A 17,005-nucleotide genomic window follows, 5' to 3' on the forward strand; every position below is an offset into this window, starting at 1 on the left:
GTTGTCCTCCTCGTCCCTACGGGACGTTTTATTTTGCTTTTCGACGATTTGTTGCTGCCTTCTTCGCAGGCACCTTCTTAACCCGCTGTTGTGCAGGCCGTGTGGATCCCTTGTCAGACTTTGAACGGCTATTCATTCGAACGGCGAATAATCCAGCTAATGTTCCAATGATAACCAACAGCAATTCAACATAGAAACCAACCCGCGCTGCAATGGTCACGGTGTCCTTAAGCGGAATGGATTCTGTCAAGGTGGCGGACTCGAAAATCCTGGTCCGTTGCGAAACGCTTCCATCAGGGTTCACGATGGCCGAAACACCCGATGTAGCTGCGACAACCACTGCCCTATCAAATTCGATGGCACGCATTCGACTCATGGCTAATTGTTGATAAGTCATGTCGGTAAAACCGAAGGTTGCGTTGTTGGTGGGCGTGGTTAAAAATTCAGCCCCGTTGGCAATTGCGTCGCGGCCAGCGCGATCAAAAATGACTTCATAACACGTCATCACACCGACGGTGACTGCCCTGCCTAAGTTTGCCGCGTTCATCGACACCACACCCGTGCCATCACCTGGCTGAAAATTACCCGCGGAATCTACATAGGGGGAAAAATTACGCAAGAATTCCCGGAATGGCATGTACTCGCCAAACGGTTGCAGGAACTTCTTGTTGTGATACTCGGTGGGGCCTTCAACAGGATCGAATACTTGCATGGTGTTTCGTGGACCAACCTCATCCACCGTAATGGTGCCCACCAAAATTGGGGCCTGGGCATGATCAACAGCGCCATCAATAATTGCTCTGGCCTGGGCATCAGTAAACGGATTAACGTCTGAGGAGTTCTCTGGCCAAATAACCAGATCAACCTGCTGGTCTAACTTGAGGGTTTCGCGTGCATGATTAGATAACACCGCACGGCGCTGCGCATTGAAATCCAACCCCATTCGAGGCACATTGCCCTGAATAGCTGCCACCTCAATACTGTCAGAGCTTGTGCCATCACGATCGATGTACAACGAAGAAACCGCACCGATCACCAGCACACTTGCTGTGACAATCACACCGGTTAGATGCTTTTTAGAGATAACCACCATGGCCACACCCACGGCAGCCAGCACGGTGGCAAAAGTAACAAACGCTACCCCACCCAGTGCCGCGAGATTAGCCAACGGACCATTGATTTGTCCCCACGCCAAACGCACCCAGGCAAACCCATCAAAAGGCCATGAGCTGCGTAAATACTCCACAGCCACATACATTGCTGGGAATAAGAAAACCTTCCAATCCTTCCAACGAGCAATCGCCACGCCGAAGGCACCAAGGGCAATGGAATAAAGAGCCTCAACCACTGACAATGCGATGTAGGGTAACGAGCCAACAAACTCACCAATCCACGGCAACAGCAACAAATACGCCACCAAACCATGAACAAATCCCAGCAGCATGCCCTGCGGGATTGTTGGCCCAACTGATACCCGCTGTAAAAACGGCACTGGTTCGTTTTTTCTCCGCCGTTTCGGTGGAGTTCCAATACTCCACGGAGCAAGAGAAGCAAAAAATAATGCGATGCCAACGATACCGGCGATAAACCACCCGATCGGTTCATTAGACGCATAGACAAAAAGCCCGCCCATAGCAGCAAGGGCGAGCCGGACAAGCAGTGTCACTTATTTCTCACCATCGGATTCATCTTTAGGCTTAGTAAAGTCCTCCGGCTTAAGGTCAGAGGTCCATGCTTGGATCTCTTCCTCATCAATCACAATATTTTCTTTCGGGTGTTGCTGTGCAGTGTCACCGAAAGCAGCTCCGAAATTTCCATACGAGGCCTGGGTGCGGTAGCCATTGACGGCTTCAAAACCACGCACACCGAGGTTTTCGATCGCACGACGCAAACGCTTAGCCAACATCGTGCGGATCAATGCTCTCGTCGGTGCGAAAATTAACAACAAACCGACAATCGACGACACGAACCCTGGCATCGCCACCAAAATCGCACCAGCTGCGGTCAAACCAACATTACCGGCGATAGCCCCAGGACTCCCCTGCCCCGACGCTTGATGAATGGCGGCACTTTTACTAATGCGACGAAGTTCCACACCGGCAAGAAGAAGTCCGCCGATAAAAAACAATGCGAGGAGACCCAAAGCCCAGCCGAAACCGAGCCACATGACGACACCAATGAAGGCGAGGATCTCAATGATGAAATATGGGATTGCTATTGCTGCAGGCACATGCCCCACCTTACCTTTTGACACAGATCAAATGATTAATGGATCCCTGTGAGCGAGAAAAATATTGTGTGTCGGGTTCCTGACAACTTCAGATTGGCGCTTTGTGAAGTTTTGGTCGCTAGTGCTTATCTGATTAGGGCGACTTCTTAACAGGTGACTTCACGTGGTCGACTTCCCTCGGCGATGGGCTGATTTCGCAGTGATGTCGCCTCTTAAGAAGTTGAGCACGTGAAGTCGCTAATGTGAAGTCGCGCTATAGTACTTGTGCAGCTACGCCTTGGGGTTTTCTTTAAGTTCGAGATCACACTTTCGAGACCTCGCACTCAATTTCTTAACTGCGAGACCGCTAGGAAAATCACCAAAAACCGCGGGAAATTGAGCTTATGAAATTGAGTTCAAGGTATTGAGCTTGAGAACTCGACACCGTGAAATCGAACATAAGAAACCACTGCGGGCATGAGGTGTTTATAGCTTGTTTAAGGGCTCTAAGTTTTCGGATGAGTGTTTGTATCGTCTGCAGACCAAAAAGCCGTTAGGCGCGATTCTGTGAGGTCACTTTTCCTGGCCTCTTTGAGCTGTTTTTCGTCTCACTTCACCTGGTGACCAAACACGCTTCGGGAAAAGCAATTCTTGGTCAAATACGCCCATATCTAGGACTGTAAACTTCATCTGCTGACCAAGAATCCCTTGTTCTACCTATGGATTTGGTCAAATATGACGGGTTTCAGATACTGCCCCACTTAGAACCACCAGAACTGCACATAGGAAAGTCAAGCGGCACTCAGACAAGGCGATCCATTAACCATCCTGAGTACTTTTGTAAGTTTCTGAAATACGGACCGAAGTGGTTTATGCCTGTTCGCCCTGGGACTCGCGGTGCACGGGATTCATGCCAGGTCAACTGTGCTCCCTTGTCGGACCACTCATCACGCAGTGTCTTAATGGGCTCAATTGGGATGACATCGTCATGCTGAGAACCCCAGAGCAGCACGGGGATGTTTGGTGCGATCCTGCCTAGTTTTTGTTTCTTAAATTCGGCGACTACAAGTGGTAGATCATCAAGGATGGTTGCTAACGGTTTCCTTGAGTTAGTCCACGACGCAGTAGAGGTATATCCACTGGTCAAAAGGGATCCTCCCGCGCAGCTGGTGATATTTTTCAGCACATCTCTTTTGCCGCGTTCATTTAGAACTGGAGAGATTTCATTGAACATCTCGACAGAACTCGCACCGAGTCCGGCAATCGCATAGGCAATAACCCCGGTGAGTAGGCCGCCGTCGACGGTGTCCAACACGCGAAAAAGGTCTACCGGTGGGGCTCCCACTACAGCTGCCTGCGGGCGCACGGTTGGGGCATAATCTGGCAATTGTGCAGCCCAGCCGGTGGCTCCACCACCTTGGGAAAATCCCCACAGACCAAGTGGTGCCTCCGGTGAAAGGCCGAGCTGATAGGAGGCGAGGACGGCGTCGAGAAGCGATTTAGCTGCGGTGATGGAATCGCAATAGTATTGGATGCCGGCAATGGGGTCGCGGGGGTAATCGGTAAATACTACGTCTAGTCCGTGGGCTAGAAACCAGAGGATTACTGGGAGTTCGTAGGCGATTATGGCATCTAGTGGTTTGTCGTAGAAGGCGTTGAGTCCGATCGCGCAGGTATGTGAGGGGTCGCAGTGTTGGGCGACTCCTTGGGTGGATGGCGCCATGGCAATAACTGGGCGTGTGCCGTATCGCCAAGGCCTGCTGGAAAATAGGGCAGCGCCGGTTGCGGTGATTGCTCTCCCTGCGGAATCGCCAGTAATGTATTCAAATCGGTAGGAGCTTGCCGGGTTTGGTTCGCCGCGTGCGCCGAGCACTTTCAAGGGAGCAGCATTGACTACCGTGCCGTGTTCAAGGCCGGGCACTCGAACTGCCGCTCCGAAATCTGGCACATCCTCAAAACCAGGTGCTCGCCCGGGCCGGGGAGACAGTCCCACGATGCGCCGAAATACGGCTCCACTTCCCTGCTGGATGAGGGGTAAAACTGTCCGCCGCCAAGCATCACATGACCCGGCGCGCCAGACCTGTGTGTCGTTGAGGTTGGTGTAGCCCATATCGGCCACAGTAGTGTGCGCAGGTTAGGATTACGCGCATGTCTAGTGATGTGGTTTTTCAGTCTGTTTCTGTTGATGCGGGTGTGTCTGTGGGGACGGTTCATTTTCCGGCGGGGCGTGTGGGGGCGTCTGAGTGGGAGATGTTGGCAGATGTTGCTGAGTCGCAGGGTGATGGTGTGATTTATGTGACGTCTTCTGCGCAGTGTCAGGTGCGTGGGGGTTCGTTTGTTGAGTCTGCGCCGTGCGCGACGGTGGTGGCCACGCCGGGGCATTTTGTGTCGCTTGCGCGTGAGATTGCGGGCGCGGTGCGCCGCGATTTTTCGGTGGGGTTGGATGCTGGTGACGGCGCGATTTTAAGGCAGCGCTTTGATGTGGGTTTTTTGCTTGTCGACGCCTCCTTCCACTTAATTCTCAACGGCACGCCTACTGGTTTTGCTGTTGCACCGGATGAGGTGGTTGAGGTGGCGCATGGTTTGGCTAAGACTCCAGAGTTGTCGATGGAGGGTGTCGCTGGTTTATGTACTCCAGTGGCGCCTGTAGCTTTACCTAAGCCACAGGGCAATCCAGCGCCGATTGGGTGGTTGGAACATGACGGCGTGGTGAATTTGGGTGCGGGTATTCCAGGTGGTCGGGTTGAGGCTCGTTTGGCTCGGTTTATTGCCGTTATTGAAGCGGAGACAACTATTACCCCATGGAATTCGTTGATCATTCATGATTTGCATGAAGTTGTTGCAGAACAGGTGGTGAAGGTCCTTGCACCGATGGGGTTAATCTTTGATGCTAATTCACCGCTTCTGGAGTCACCGGCTTTGTAACCCGCCATTGGTGCACATCTGTGTCGTCGATGCGGATGTGTTTGATGATCCCGCCGTGTTGTTGCTGGAGTGTATGCAATAGTGCGGTGGTTTCTGCTGTGGTGGCGTGCGCGATGAGTTTTCCTCCGGGGCGCAGCATCATCCATGCGGTTTCAGGAACCAGATCGATGTTTAAACCTTTGTTGATGAAGATGGCGTGTGGGCTTGCTGATTCTGGTCCTTGCACATATCGGATATCTTTCAGCGTTTTTGGCGATAACGTATCTTTGACACTCAGGGTGGATACTCCCATGGTGCGGGCATTTCTTAGGCTTTGATCAACCATGGAGCCAAAACTAATCGCGTGAGCTTTATTGCCGGCAGCTCTAAGCCAATCGCAGGCGATTGCTGCTCCGGGATCACCACATGTCCACAGCATTTGCCCCTGGAGAGGTTCTAATGCGGCCACAGTTAGTGATCGAAGATCTTCATCTAACACATCGCCTTCAAAGCGAGGCTTTGGCAAAGCAGTCCGGGTTCCAACAGCAATCACATTTAACACCGACACTGCAGCTGGTGGATTGTTGGCTGTACCATGGGCGATCTCCTCATCAGTACTACCTAGATCACTCAACACAGTAAGTGGTGTCTCCCCTAGCCCGAGTTCGTTTAATAACTTAGCTACCTGCACCGCACTAAATTCATCTTTGCCCAGGACAAGGAATTGTGCGCCTGATTCAATAATGGGGATCAGCGCTTCGATGGGTTCATGCCCTAAAGAGACAACTCGGGTGCGATTAACCGTCCACCCCAACCGGGCACACGCTAGAGAAGCCGAAGAAGCCGCTGGAATAACAGTGAGGTTATCGATGCCCAGCACTCGCACCATTGCTGTGCCCACGCCATAAAATAGTGGGTCGCCTGATGCTAGAACAGCGACATGGGTGCCTTGAAACTCTTTAAATAAGGTGTCTAGATCAGGCCGTTTGGTATTTCCCGGCCAAGGGCGACGCTCTGCCTTGATCTCATCGGGCACAAGGTTTAATTGGCGCCACGAACCGATGATCACAGAGGCACGTCGTAAAGCTTGCTGCGCTTTAAGGCTTAAGCCTTCAAAGCCATCAGTGCCAATGCCAATTAGCGTTATTGATTCCGCAGGCTCCCTAGGCGCTGTTGCCTGGGCAGGATACTGGGAATCACCAACTATTGCAAAGTGGCTGCGCTCTTGACCTGGAGCAGAGTCGGGTGTTGACATCGGTTGGCTCATAACCACTTATTGTAGACAAACACCCTGATCCGTCCTGTGCTTTAACGAGGCATCTTCCGCCACAGTGGTCGGGGAACCATCCGCATGATCCAAGCCAAAACCCGAAGGCGTCCAGGAATCCACACGGTAGTGCTCTTTTTCTTCGTGGTATAGGCATCTACTACTGCCTTGGCTACATCGTGTGGATACACCGACATCGGTGCAGGCTTCATTCCGGTTGTCATAGAACCAATCACAAAGCCAGGACGCGCGATGATCATCCGCACGTGTGATCCATGCAAAGCATCGGCTAAACCTTGGCAAAAGGCATCAAGTCCTGCTTTGGTGGATCCATACACATAGTTCGCCCGGCGCGCCCGCCACCCAGCGATGGAAGAAAACGCCACGATTGCCGCCGGAGTAGTTTGTACGCGGAGCTCATCGGCTAAAACAGTCAGCATAGATACTTGAGCTGTGTAATCTACCGTGGCGATCGTCGTGGCGTGTGCTTCATCAGATTCTGCTTGTTCTTGGTTTCCTAGGATGCCAAAGGCCACCACGGCAAGGGAGATCTCCCCTGCTAGGTTTTTGGCCTTTTTCACAAGCTCACGGTGAGTACCTAGTTGGGTGGCATCAAAATGCAGCACATGAACAGACGTTGCACCGAGCTTGTTCAGATCAGCTACCAAAGCGCTTGTTGCCTCTGGTCGACGAGCCGCTAAAACAATATCGTGGCCTGCACAGGTAAGGGTGGCTATTTCACCTGCGATATCAGAGGTCGCCCCAATCAGCAGAATGCTCAACGCAGTTCCTTTGGCTGGTTGTTTAAGGTCTCGCACCCATCTTCGGTGACAACCACGATGTCTTCAATGCGTGCACCGTGGTGACCTTCAATATAGATGCCGGGCTCAATGGAAAATGCCATGCCAGGTTCTAACACGAGTGAGTTACCCGCCATAATGAAGGGCTCCTCATGGGTAGATAGACCAATGCCGTGTCCAGTGCGGTGGATGAAGTACTCACCGTATCCTGCTGCAGCAATATGATCACGAGCTACCGCATCGACAGATTCTGCGGTTACACCAGGGCGAACATGAGCAACGGCAGCTAGCTGTGCTTCGTAGAGCACCTGGTAGAACTTGGTGAATTCTTCATCTGCGTCCTCAGGGTTGCCGCCCACGACGTAGGTGCGTGTGCAATCAGAGTGGTAGCCCGGTCCAAAAGTACCTCCGATATCCACGACAACGATATCGCCGTTGCGCAGCACTCGATCAGAGAAACTGTGGTGCGGGTTTGCACCGTTTTCAGCTGAACCCACGATCACGAAGTCCACCTCGGAGTGTTCTTCGAGGATCAGATCGTTTAATTGGGCTGCTACGTCTGCCTCAGTGCGTCCTGCTTCAAGAAGCCCTGGAACTTGAGCGTGTACCCGGTCAATGGCTGCACCGGCGCCGCGCAGCTGATCGATTTCTGCCTCGTCTTTAGAGACAAAGAGTTCTTTCAATACCTCTACTGCCAGTTCCATGCGGCACGTTGATCCCACCAAGTTGTGGATCGGAATGAGGTGATCTGCCGTAATCGAGGAACCAATACCCAGTGCGGTGACTGTTGAAACACCAAGTGCTTTTACTGCCAACTCATGGGCATCATCGCCGTCAACCCAACCAGCCACGTTAATCTCCAAGTCAGGGATCGCAGATAGTGCCAGATCTCCTCGGTCAACGGCTGGGAGGATGATGGTTGCTGTACCTGTAGCGGGGACAACCAACGCAGTGAGACGCTCATGGGTGGAGATCCAACTACCAGTGAGATAGGCAAGTTCTGCGCCGGTGCCAATGATTAAACCATCTAGACCAGCAGTGCGTGCACCTTCTTGAGCACGAGCAAGACGTGACGCGTACACCGATGATGGGAAATTACTTGTTGAAGGGTCACTCATAATGTTTAACCCTAGTAGCCTTAACAGGTGTGCGATCAAACCACACTGTCAGAATCAAATCTGCTGGAAGCTATGCCAGCGGTCTGTTGATCACGAAAAAGCATGTCACAGACACCTTCGCTCCTTCTATGACATCTATTTCAGAACGGGCAACGTACATCCTCACGGCGGATCACTTTCTGCGCAGCTGTTCCAAAGTCATCTACATCAGGGGCCAAAACTTCACGGCTACTGCCACAACAAGTTTGTCCGTGTTTGGCACAGATCTCGGTTTGATCAAATTAGACGGTAAAGCACCAACAATGCCGCTTCCGCTTATTACAGACAAACCACTTCATGTGGGAAGTAAAACCATCACGTACGGTTTCGGTGGGCAGCCTTCAGCCACCACCCCTAAGGAAATCCATGGGCGGGTGATCTCTACAATCCCCTACGGTGTATCAAGAAATCGCATCACCAGAGTCCACCACGGTGTTTTGATCTATAACTCGCCGGAAAAGGCCGTTAAGGGTGATTCCGGTGGACCAGTGCTGGTTGATGGCCGTGTGGCTGGAATCCAATCAATGATCTCTGACCCCGGTGGCTTTAACACCGGGGTGGCAACCGCTGCGACATTAACCCAGCACTTACCCGCGCTGGCTCACGCCATGGACTTATTAGAGCACAACTAACAAGCCTTTAAGAACCAATAGCTACAACGCCGCGCCTAATAGCATCAATCGCCTGACGAGCAGCTCTCGTGGTGTCATCTTGATACGCAGTTTTGGCCACTTGTTCAAGAAGATCAATAACTTGGCGGCACCAACGCACAAAATCACCAGGGGTTAATTCCGCACCGTTTTCAGCTGCAGCAGCCATGCAATATCCCAGTGGCGCACCCGATGCCCACTGGTGGATAGCGGTAGCAAAACCAGCCTCAGGCTGGCGGGTAATAGGAAGTCGGTGACGACGTTCATCTTCTACCAACTCACCCCAAATCCGTTCCACACTGTTCATAGCATCAGCCATGTTTTCAGTAACGGCCTGCGCTTCCCCACCAGTTTCCCGACGGTTTTCAAACGTACACATGCTCACCACACCAGCAAGCTCTGCAGGATCAAGGTTGTCCCAAATGCCACGCTTGAGACATTGCGCCACCAACAGATCTGCCTCACTGTGGATTTTTGCCAAACGCTCGCCTTCATCAGTGATCACTGGGTTATCTGGATCTGTGTAATCCACATAATCCATTTCACTCAACAACGACAAGATGCGCTCAAAGGTCCTACCCAGAGTCTCCTTGGCTTTATCCACATTGCCCGTCAACCGAGCCAAATCACGTTCTTTACGGATCATGCGTTCCGCCGTACGCGCTAGGTGCTCACGATCAGGCCAATGATGTGCCTCATGATCTCTGATAGCAGCACGCAACTTCGTCACTGTCGCATTCGGGCGAACCCTAGCAAACTCCCGCATCTTATTGGGGCGTTTGAAATGCTCACGGCGGAACAGCTCCTGGACGCGCCGGGCATTGCGGCGTGGTTCCTCAATGGCATGGCGTGGAAGACGCATGTGACCAATGGTGATCGGAGGATTGGTAAATGATTCTGCATCTACGCGTCCTGACCATCCAGATTCAGTAGTCACCCACGGGCGTGGATCTCTGCTTTGATTAGCAGGTGTCATCACCACAGCAAGAATTGGTCGTTTTCTACCCGGCATGGCAATAACATCACCGATTTGCAGCTTGGATAACACCCGAACGGTTTCTACCTGGCGATCTGCAATGCTTTGTTTGCGGTTGAGTTTTTCTTCTTCGTTAAGTTCACGCCGCAGCTGCATGTAATCAAGGAAGACGTCCACTGCATCTTGATCTTCACGTACCGCAGGGTTGGTGGCAGCAATTTCTTTGTTTAATTGCGCACGCAGTTCTGCCACTTTGGCTTCTGCACGTTCAATTTCTCGGACATCGCCCACCACTGATCCATCGGCTTGGAACTGTGCGAAGGATTTTTCCAAAAGGCGCAACGAGGGCTCATAACCAATGGTTTTCAACAAGTTGACCGACATGTTGTAGCCCGGTTGGAAAGTAGAAATTAGTGGATAGGTACGCGTTGAGGCAAGACCTGCCACCCAGCGAGGATCAAGTGCTGGTGACCACTGCACCACCGCATTGCCCAAGGTATCGATCCCTCGTCGACCCGCACGGCCAGTCAGCTGTGTGTATTGGCCTGGGGTGAGATCCACATGGCCTTCACCATCAAATTTGACCATCTTTTCCAATACGACAGTGCGCGCTGGCATGTTGATACCCAAGGCCAACGTTTCAGTAGCAAATACCGCGCGAACAAGACCTTTAACAAAAAGCTCTTCTACGATATGTCTAAAAGCTGGAAGCATACCTGCGTGGTGGGCTGCAAAACCTCGCATTAATGCTGCACGCCACTGCTTGAAGTTGAGTACTTGAAGGTCTTCTTCAGGGATACCCACCACACCGGCGTCGACAATGCGGGCAATTTCTTCTGATTCTGCCTGATCTGTGAGAACTAATTTAGAACGTAAACACTGATACAGCGCGCCATCACATCCAGCTCGAGAGAAGATAAACGTGATCGCCGGCAGCATATTAATACCTTTGAGGATGCTTAACACTTCTGGCCGACCAAGAGGCCTGTGTCGATCTTGTTCGCGTGGTTTACCTGTTCGGTGATCCTGTTTATCGCCTTTACTGCGCGCGCGGAATCCCTCGCCAGAACGATACGCTGCGCGTCCCTGTTCACTTTGTTTGCTGTTGAGGCGATCAATCGTTGCCTCAAGTTCTTTATTCACCCGACCATCAGTACCTGGTTCAAAAAGTGGCATGACTTTGCGCTGCACCATCATGTACTGATCAAGTGGCACTGGGCGGTGATCAGTGACAATGACGCGGGTATCACCACGGACAGTGGTGAGCCATTGCCCAAACTCTTCGGAGTTGGACACAGTGGCTGATAGCCCGATGATGTTAACCGAATCATCCAAATTCAAGATGACTTCTTCCCACACCGCGCCACGGGAGGCATCAGCAAGGAAGTGGATTTCATCCATGACCACATGGCTTAGGCGCTCTAACGCAAAAGATCCGGCATAAATCATGTTGCGCAGCACTTCGGTGGTCATCACAACGATATCCGCATCGTGGTTAATGGAGACATCACCGGTGAGCAAACCCACGGCATCTGATCCGTGTTTGGCCACTAAATCGTGGTACTTCTGGTTGCTGAGTGCTTTGATCGGGGTGGTATAAAAACACTTTGTCCCCCGCGATAGAGCGAGGGACACTGCGAACTCACCAACAATTGTTTTGCCCGCGCCGGTGGGCGCACATACTAAAACACCGTGGTCTTCTTCCACAGCCTGGCAGCCTTTGATCTGGAAATCGTCCAAATCAAAGCCCAGGTCTGCGACAAACTCTGAAAGGTGGGTGCCCTTTTCGGCAGAAAAACTCATACCTCCAAGGGTACCTGGCTAGGTCCTAGAGCACGTCACCGAAGTCCGCGCGCCCGGGTTTATAGCTTATCGACGCCTGCCCACCTGGCTTTTGCATCTGCGAAGGCTCTACTGCCTCTGGGGCTTCGACTGGACTTGGTGCGTCTTCTCCACCAGAAGATACATCCAACGGGGACGCCGAAAGGTCATCGCTGTCCAACCACTCGGGACGATTCTTCACGCGACGTTTGTCATTGATTCGGCAGAATTGGATCGCCAACTCCACTAGAACTGTTAGTGATAGCGCCAGAACCAACATGGTGAATGGATCTTGACCAGGGGTCATAAACGCGGCGAAGACAAACAAAATCATGATGATCATGCGGCGCTTATCTTTAATGGCGTCATATGGAAGGATACCCACCACGTTGAGCATGCCGATGACGAGCGGGACCTCGAAACTCACACCGAAGATCGCCAGCAAGGCAAGAAGGAACCCGAAGTATTTATCACCGGTTAGTGCCGCTGCCTGAGTATCGCCACCAATGGTGAGCAAGAATTCCAGGCCGTACGCCACCACAAAGTACGCAAGAACAGCACCACTGACAAACAACAGCACGGCAATGGTGACGAAGATGGCGGTGTATCGGCGCTCGTTTTTCATCAAACCTGGGGTGATAAATCCCCACAGTTGACTAAGCCAAATCGGGGATCCTAGAACCATTCCCACTAGTGCTGCTACTTTCAGGCGAAGCATGAAGGGATCAAAAGGGCCGGTGGCAAGCAAACGGCATTCTTCTGAGTCACTCATGGCCCAGCGGGATTCAGCAGGCAAAGAACAATACGGATCCCTGAGCAATTCACCTAATGTAGGGATTTGCCACACGGAGGTGTTGTACCAAATAAAGCCAATGATGGTACCAACCAAGATGCCGGCAAGCGCGATGAGCAGGCGGCGTCGAAACTCTTTGATGTGCTCGACAATGGTCATCTCCCCTGTGGGGGATCTCTTCTTCTTTTTAGAAATTTTCCTCCGGGGGCGTTTCACCACTGCGGAGCTTTGTTGTTCAGCCAATTCCTTGAACGTCCTACCTGCGGTTTTATGTACAGACTACGACGCACCGCAACAAAAGGTAGCTGTTACGGTGCGATGATTTTTAGGCAAAGAAAAACTTTTACCTATGCAGAACGGTTTGGGTCCTCGTAGTTCTGACGGTAATCAGGGGTCTGTGGCTGCTGAGGATTCTGCACCTGCTGACCCTGGTAGTGCTGCTCAAAGTTGGGCTGCTGTACAGGCTGAGGAGGCTCGATCTGGTTTGGGGCAACCTGGTTTTGAGGCTGCTGCTGTTGTTCTGGGGTCTCGTTGTCTTTGTTCATCTCTTTGACTTCAGACTTGAAGATGCGCATGGAACGGCCGATGGAACGTGCCGCATCTGGCAGTTTCTTTGCGCCAAACAGCACGATGATCAACAAAACGATGATCGCAATTTCCCAAGGTCCTAGGGACATGTGGTCTACTCCAAATTCACATTAAACAAGCTTGTTCATTTCTGGAAAAGTGGGGTGTCCGTATTATCCAGGAATGAAACCCTTGCACATTGGTTGTTGTTGGGTCTTACTCTACGTCAAGATCATACGCCGACAAACCGCTAAAAGCCTTTTGGTTTATACATTTTTGAAGATCTTCAGGACTAGTTACTTTTAAATGCTCAGCATGGCCAATCGCGAAACGGATGAACCAGCCCCTCGAAAGCAACGGGAAGTTAACTGTGTACCAGCTGAATCCATCACCGTCTTGGATGGGCTCACTATCTTCAGCAACATCCATGGCCATGTAATTCGCCAGCCACATTGCGTCCTCACGCAGCAACAATGTGGCAACATCGGAGGCTTTAGCAAAGTCGAATGGATCATCAGTTGATACCGCAGCTCCGCGTTTGGGGCGTATTGCTTTGCTGTCAAGAAGCACGATGTTGTGGATGCGATCAAGCCTAAAGGTCCGCCAATCGTTTTCAGCTTCTTCCCAGGCTTTGATGTAGGTTTCGCCTTCATGGGTGAAAATATGTGCTGGGCTCACCTGCCTCAATCTGGTGCTATCTGATCGGTGGGAGTGGTATTCAAAGCTCACCTGCTTGGCCACATCCATGGCTTCACGGATAACTTCTAAAATTTCTGCGCCTTGGTCTTCACCGGTGGAATCAAAAACGGTGGAGGAATACTCCCCCATGATTGCGCGCAATTTATTGGCCGCAGAGATAACGGCGTCTTGTTTGGCCAACCCAGGTAAAGATTCCAAGGATTCTAACGTCAAAAGCAGCACACCGGCTTCGGTGGGTGTAAGGCGCAAAGGTTTGTCCATGCCTTGGGCATTGTGGACTTTGACCTCTTTGTAATCAAGGTCTAATTCAACCAAGTCACCTGGAAAAAGCCCCGGAAGACCACACATCCACAGTCTGTTTAGATCCTCCATGATTTGGGTGGAGGGTTGTCCCAAATCACGAGCAGCCTCCATGACGGTTCGGCCTTTATGCCTGGTGAAATAGGGCAATAAATTAAGCTGACGGGCCAGGTCACTGACTTTATTTGATGATTTCGCCATGTCTTATGCCACCTCGTTGATAGCTGCACGCAGTAGCGCTACGACATCTTCAACAACATCCTGAGGCTCTAGCACAATGGCTTCAGGTGCATGGGCTGCTGCAGTGCGCACCAACCAATCACGATCAACATCGCTAAAATGCCATGTGTTATCTACTCCCTCGACCCCTGCGGCGCGCAGTTCCACTGCGCGGTCCGGTGTGATGCGTAGGGTAGCGTCGATAAGCATGCTTTTGGTGCGCAGTTGGGCGCGTACTAGGTCTTGGAGGTTGGTGCCCTCGGGCATGGGGTGCGTGGATTCTGCGCCGAGCGTGATGTCGCTGATGCGGGTGATGCGGAATGTGCGTGGCGATTGGCGGTCTAAATCGAATCCGACCAGGTAAATGCGATCGCGCTCAGGCACCAGCCCCCACGGATCCATGTGCCTGATGGTCGCGGGATCAGTCAGCGAGCGCCGGTAGTTAAAGCTAATTTGCTTGCCGACGTGCCTAGCCTTGATGATCGCGTCCAAGGTTTTCGCGGATAAAGACCCCAAATCACCGGCGTTGGTAATCGCCGTGGAGGTAGACAGATCACGCTGCGCACCGGCTGCCGCCAACTTGGTCCAGCCCGATCGCGCGAACGCGCCGAGCTCTTGGTTTTGCCCCATCTCCCCCGCCATGCCCAACACCGCGGCCTCATCTGGGGTGAATTCAACCTCGGGAAGCTGATAGGAATCTTGCGCGAGGCGGTATGCCTGTTGACCTTCAGCCACACCTGAGGTGACCATGAACTGTTCAATCGGCACGCCTACCCTGCGCAAATAGGCGAAATCGCGCTGGAGTTTCTTTCTAAATGCGGTATCGGAAAGGCCTTTATAATCACCGACATTGTCCCTAATCCACGCTTGGGTGAGAAACTTCCGGGAGTAGGAGTTGGCGCTTAAAAACGCAAACGTCAAATTAATCTGACGCTCGAGATCTTCCTTCCGATCCGACATCAAGGCCTCCGAAGAACAAGCGGTCTAACTGCGATAGCTGTCCGCATTAACGGTCATATACTCAATCAACTGATCAACCTCGGAGTTCTCCACGGCAAAAGGATCCCCTAATTCCACAGATTGCGGCTCCGGACGATTGACCTTGTGACGCATCCAATCGACAGTCACAGGTACTCCCAGACTATCCGCAGTTTTAAGGATCCGCCCGCGTAAATGAGCCCTTGTTGTTTCAGGTGCAGTATCAATGGCAGCTGCAATGGCTTCATCGGTAGTCCAGCGCTTAATCATGCCCCGGTTTTGCAGCACGCTAAATAAGCCTCTACCTGGTCGAATATCGTGATAAGTCAAATCCACTTGGGCAAGTTTTGGATCATCCAAATCCAAATTCCCGCGCTGAATGAAACGATCAATCAGCTTCTTTTTAATTACCCAATCGATCTCAGTATCCACGTCGCTGAAATCACCAGATTCGATGGCTCGAAGCATTCTGCCCCACAGATCCACAACGCGGGACATTTCCTCATTAGAGGTGCCGGAAACCTCTGGTTCGGGGCGCTCGGACAACCACTGGACGGCATGCTCGAAAACCACCTGCTGGATCTGCAAGGCAGTCATCGTGGTGCCATCTTTCAGCTGCAAAACAGTAGAGCCAGTGGCATCGCGAGAAATCTCACGAATGGAGGCAATATCATTGGCCAACTCCAAATTGGGCAATTCGAAATCAGCCTCGATCATCTCTAACACCAACAGCGTGGAGCCAACCTTCAACGCAATGCTTGGTTCTGCCATATTGGCATCACCGACAATGACGTGGAGTCTGCGATAAGAGTGAGAATCCGCATGCGGTTCATCACGGGTGTTAATGATGGGGCGCGATCTAGTTGTAGCACTTGATACGCCTTCCCATACGTGATCAGAGCGCTGCGAAATACAGTAACCCAAGGGAAACGTTTCACCTTTATCCGCAGGATTGGGGTGATGGATCCTGCCTGCGCCACAAATTAGCTGACGTGTAATCAAAAACGGCATCAACCTTTTACCCAATGCCTTAAGCGGCATGGAGCGGCCCACAAGGTAGTTTTCGTGGCAGCCATAGGAGTTACCTACGGAATCGACATTGTTTTTAAACAGGTACACCTGCCCTGCAATGCCTTCTTTCGCCAACGTTTTCTCAGCATCAAAAGCCATGCGATCTGCGATAACATCACCAGCTTTTTCCACGTTGATCAGCTGAGTTAAGTTATCGCATTCCGCGGTGGCATATTCCGGGTGGGAACCCACATCAAGATACAACCTAGAACCATTGGGAATGAAGATATTTGAACTGGAATATTTCTCCACGATGGGACGAAACATTGTTCGTGCAATCTCATCCGGGCGAAGCTTTTTAGTATCACCATCTACAAAGGTGATGCCATACTCCGTTTCAATGCCCATGATCCTGCGGGTTAATGCGGACTCCACGGTACTCACAGTGACTATTCGCCACCCTTTTGCACGTAGGAACGAACAAATTCTTCAGCGTTGTTTTCCAGTAGCCCATCAATTTCATCCAGCAAGCTGTCTACGCCTTCAGTGTTGATTTGAACCTGTCCGGAGGCCTGTGCGGAGTCCTCAGCATAATCATCTTCACGTCCGCCGCCACCCATGATTTGGGTTTGCTTCGCGTTCACTTAAACTCAC

The 17,005-nt window shown here is 51.8% G+C and carries 15 protein-coding genes; 2 read left to right on the forward strand and 13 right to left on the reverse strand.

From position 1 onward, the window contains the following. Positions 1-28: 28 nt before the first annotated feature. From lnt to N24_RS08000, 3 genes are all read right to left on the reverse strand, one after another. Entirely contained in the window at positions 29-1,666 is a 1,638-nt protein-coding gene (gene lnt, locus N24_RS07990; protein WP_096455876.1) for an apolipoprotein N-acyltransferase, read from the reverse strand. Then, positions 1,667-2,230, reverse strand: a complete 564-nt coding sequence (locus N24_RS07995) for an FxsA family protein (protein WP_096455878.1) — start codon at positions 2,228-2,230, stop codon at positions 1,667-1,669. A gap of 781 nt (positions 2,231-3,011) precedes the next feature. After that, a complete protein-coding gene (locus N24_RS08000) occupies positions 3,012-4,319 on the reverse strand; it encodes a lipase family protein (RefSeq protein ID WP_167382062.1) in 1,308 nt (435 codons plus the stop codon). 38 nt (positions 4,320-4,357) lie between these two features. Here N24_RS08000 and N24_RS08005 point away from each other — a divergent pair, with 38 nt between their 5' ends. After that, positions 4,358-5,134 carry a hypothetical protein gene (locus N24_RS08005; RefSeq protein ID WP_096455882.1) on the forward strand — a complete coding sequence of 259 codons (777 nt, stop codon included), beginning with the start codon at positions 4,358-4,360 and terminating at the stop codon, positions 5,132-5,134. Here N24_RS08005 and cbiE read toward each other — a convergent pair. From cbiE to N24_RS08020, 3 genes are read right to left on the reverse strand one after another with little or no spacing between them, the layout of a single operon-like run. Next, positions 5,100-6,380: a precorrin-6y C5,15-methyltransferase (decarboxylating) subunit CbiE gene (cbiE, locus tag N24_RS08010; RefSeq protein WP_167382063.1), complete on the reverse strand. Its 1,281-nt coding sequence runs from the start codon at positions 6,378-6,380 to the stop codon at positions 5,100-5,102. The two genes, N24_RS08005 and cbiE, sit on opposite strands and share 35 nt — an antisense overlap. Positions 6,381-6,421: 41 nt before the next feature. Next, entirely contained in the window at positions 6,422-7,162 is a 741-nt protein-coding gene (locus N24_RS08015; RefSeq protein ID WP_096455886.1) for an SDR family oxidoreductase, read from the reverse strand. After that, positions 7,159-8,298 carry a M24 family metallopeptidase gene (locus tag N24_RS08020; protein WP_096455888.1) on the reverse strand — a complete coding sequence of 380 codons (1,140 nt, stop codon included), beginning with the start codon at positions 8,296-8,298 and terminating at the stop codon, positions 7,159-7,161. Before N24_RS08020 ends, N24_RS08015 begins: the two co-directional genes overlap by 4 nt. A 29-nt stretch (positions 8,299-8,327) precedes the next feature. Between N24_RS08020 and N24_RS08025 the strand changes: the two genes are divergently transcribed. Further along, a complete protein-coding gene (locus N24_RS08025) occupies positions 8,328-8,969 on the forward strand; it encodes a trypsin-like serine protease (protein WP_096455890.1) in 642 nt (213 codons plus the stop codon). Between the two features lie 7 nt (positions 8,970-8,976). Here N24_RS08025 and N24_RS08030 read toward each other — a convergent pair whose 3' ends face one another. From N24_RS08030 to N24_RS08060, 7 genes are all read right to left on the reverse strand, one after another. Then, on the reverse strand, positions 8,977-11,766 hold the full coding sequence (locus N24_RS08030; protein ID WP_096455892.1) for a DEAD/DEAH box helicase: 2,790 nt from the start codon (positions 11,764-11,766) through the stop codon (positions 8,977-8,979). Positions 11,767-11,791: 25 nt separating this feature from the next. Further along, positions 11,792-12,736, reverse strand: a complete 945-nt coding sequence (gene tatC, locus N24_RS08035) for a twin-arginine translocase subunit TatC (protein WP_096455894.1) — start codon at positions 12,734-12,736, stop codon at positions 11,792-11,794. A gap of 188 nt (positions 12,737-12,924) precedes the next feature. After that, the gene (gene tatA, locus N24_RS08040) at positions 12,925-13,254 is read right to left on the reverse strand and encodes a Sec-independent protein translocase subunit TatA (RefSeq protein ID WP_096455896.1); all 330 of its coding nucleotides are present in this window, start codon (positions 13,252-13,254) and stop codon (positions 12,925-12,927) included. A 106-nt stretch (positions 13,255-13,360) separates the two neighbouring features. Beyond that, positions 13,361-14,344, reverse strand: a complete 984-nt coding sequence (locus N24_RS08045; RefSeq protein ID WP_096455898.1) for a helix-turn-helix transcriptional regulator — start codon at positions 14,342-14,344, stop codon at positions 13,361-13,363. 3 nt (positions 14,345-14,347) lie between these two features. Then, on the reverse strand, positions 14,348-15,322 hold the full coding sequence (locus N24_RS08050; RefSeq protein ID WP_096455900.1) for a helix-turn-helix transcriptional regulator: 975 nt from the start codon (positions 15,320-15,322) through the stop codon (positions 14,348-14,350). A gap of 24 nt (positions 15,323-15,346) precedes the next feature. Continuing rightward, positions 15,347-16,759, reverse strand: a complete 1,413-nt coding sequence (gene pafA, locus N24_RS08055) for a Pup--protein ligase (RefSeq protein WP_231911069.1) — start codon at positions 16,757-16,759, stop codon at positions 15,347-15,349. A 41-nt stretch (positions 16,760-16,800) separates the two neighbouring features. Beyond that, positions 16,801-16,995 (reverse strand): ubiquitin-like protein Pup, encoded by a 195-nt coding sequence (locus N24_RS08060; RefSeq protein ID WP_096455904.1) that lies wholly within the window; start codon positions 16,993-16,995, stop codon positions 16,801-16,803. Between the last annotated feature and the right edge of the window lie 10 nt (positions 16,996-17,005).

Origin of the sequence: Corynebacterium suranareeae (genome assembly GCF_002355155.1) — a bacterium.
GTDB classification, from domain to species: domain Bacteria; phylum Actinomycetota; class Actinomycetes; order Mycobacteriales; family Mycobacteriaceae; genus Corynebacterium; species Corynebacterium suranareeae.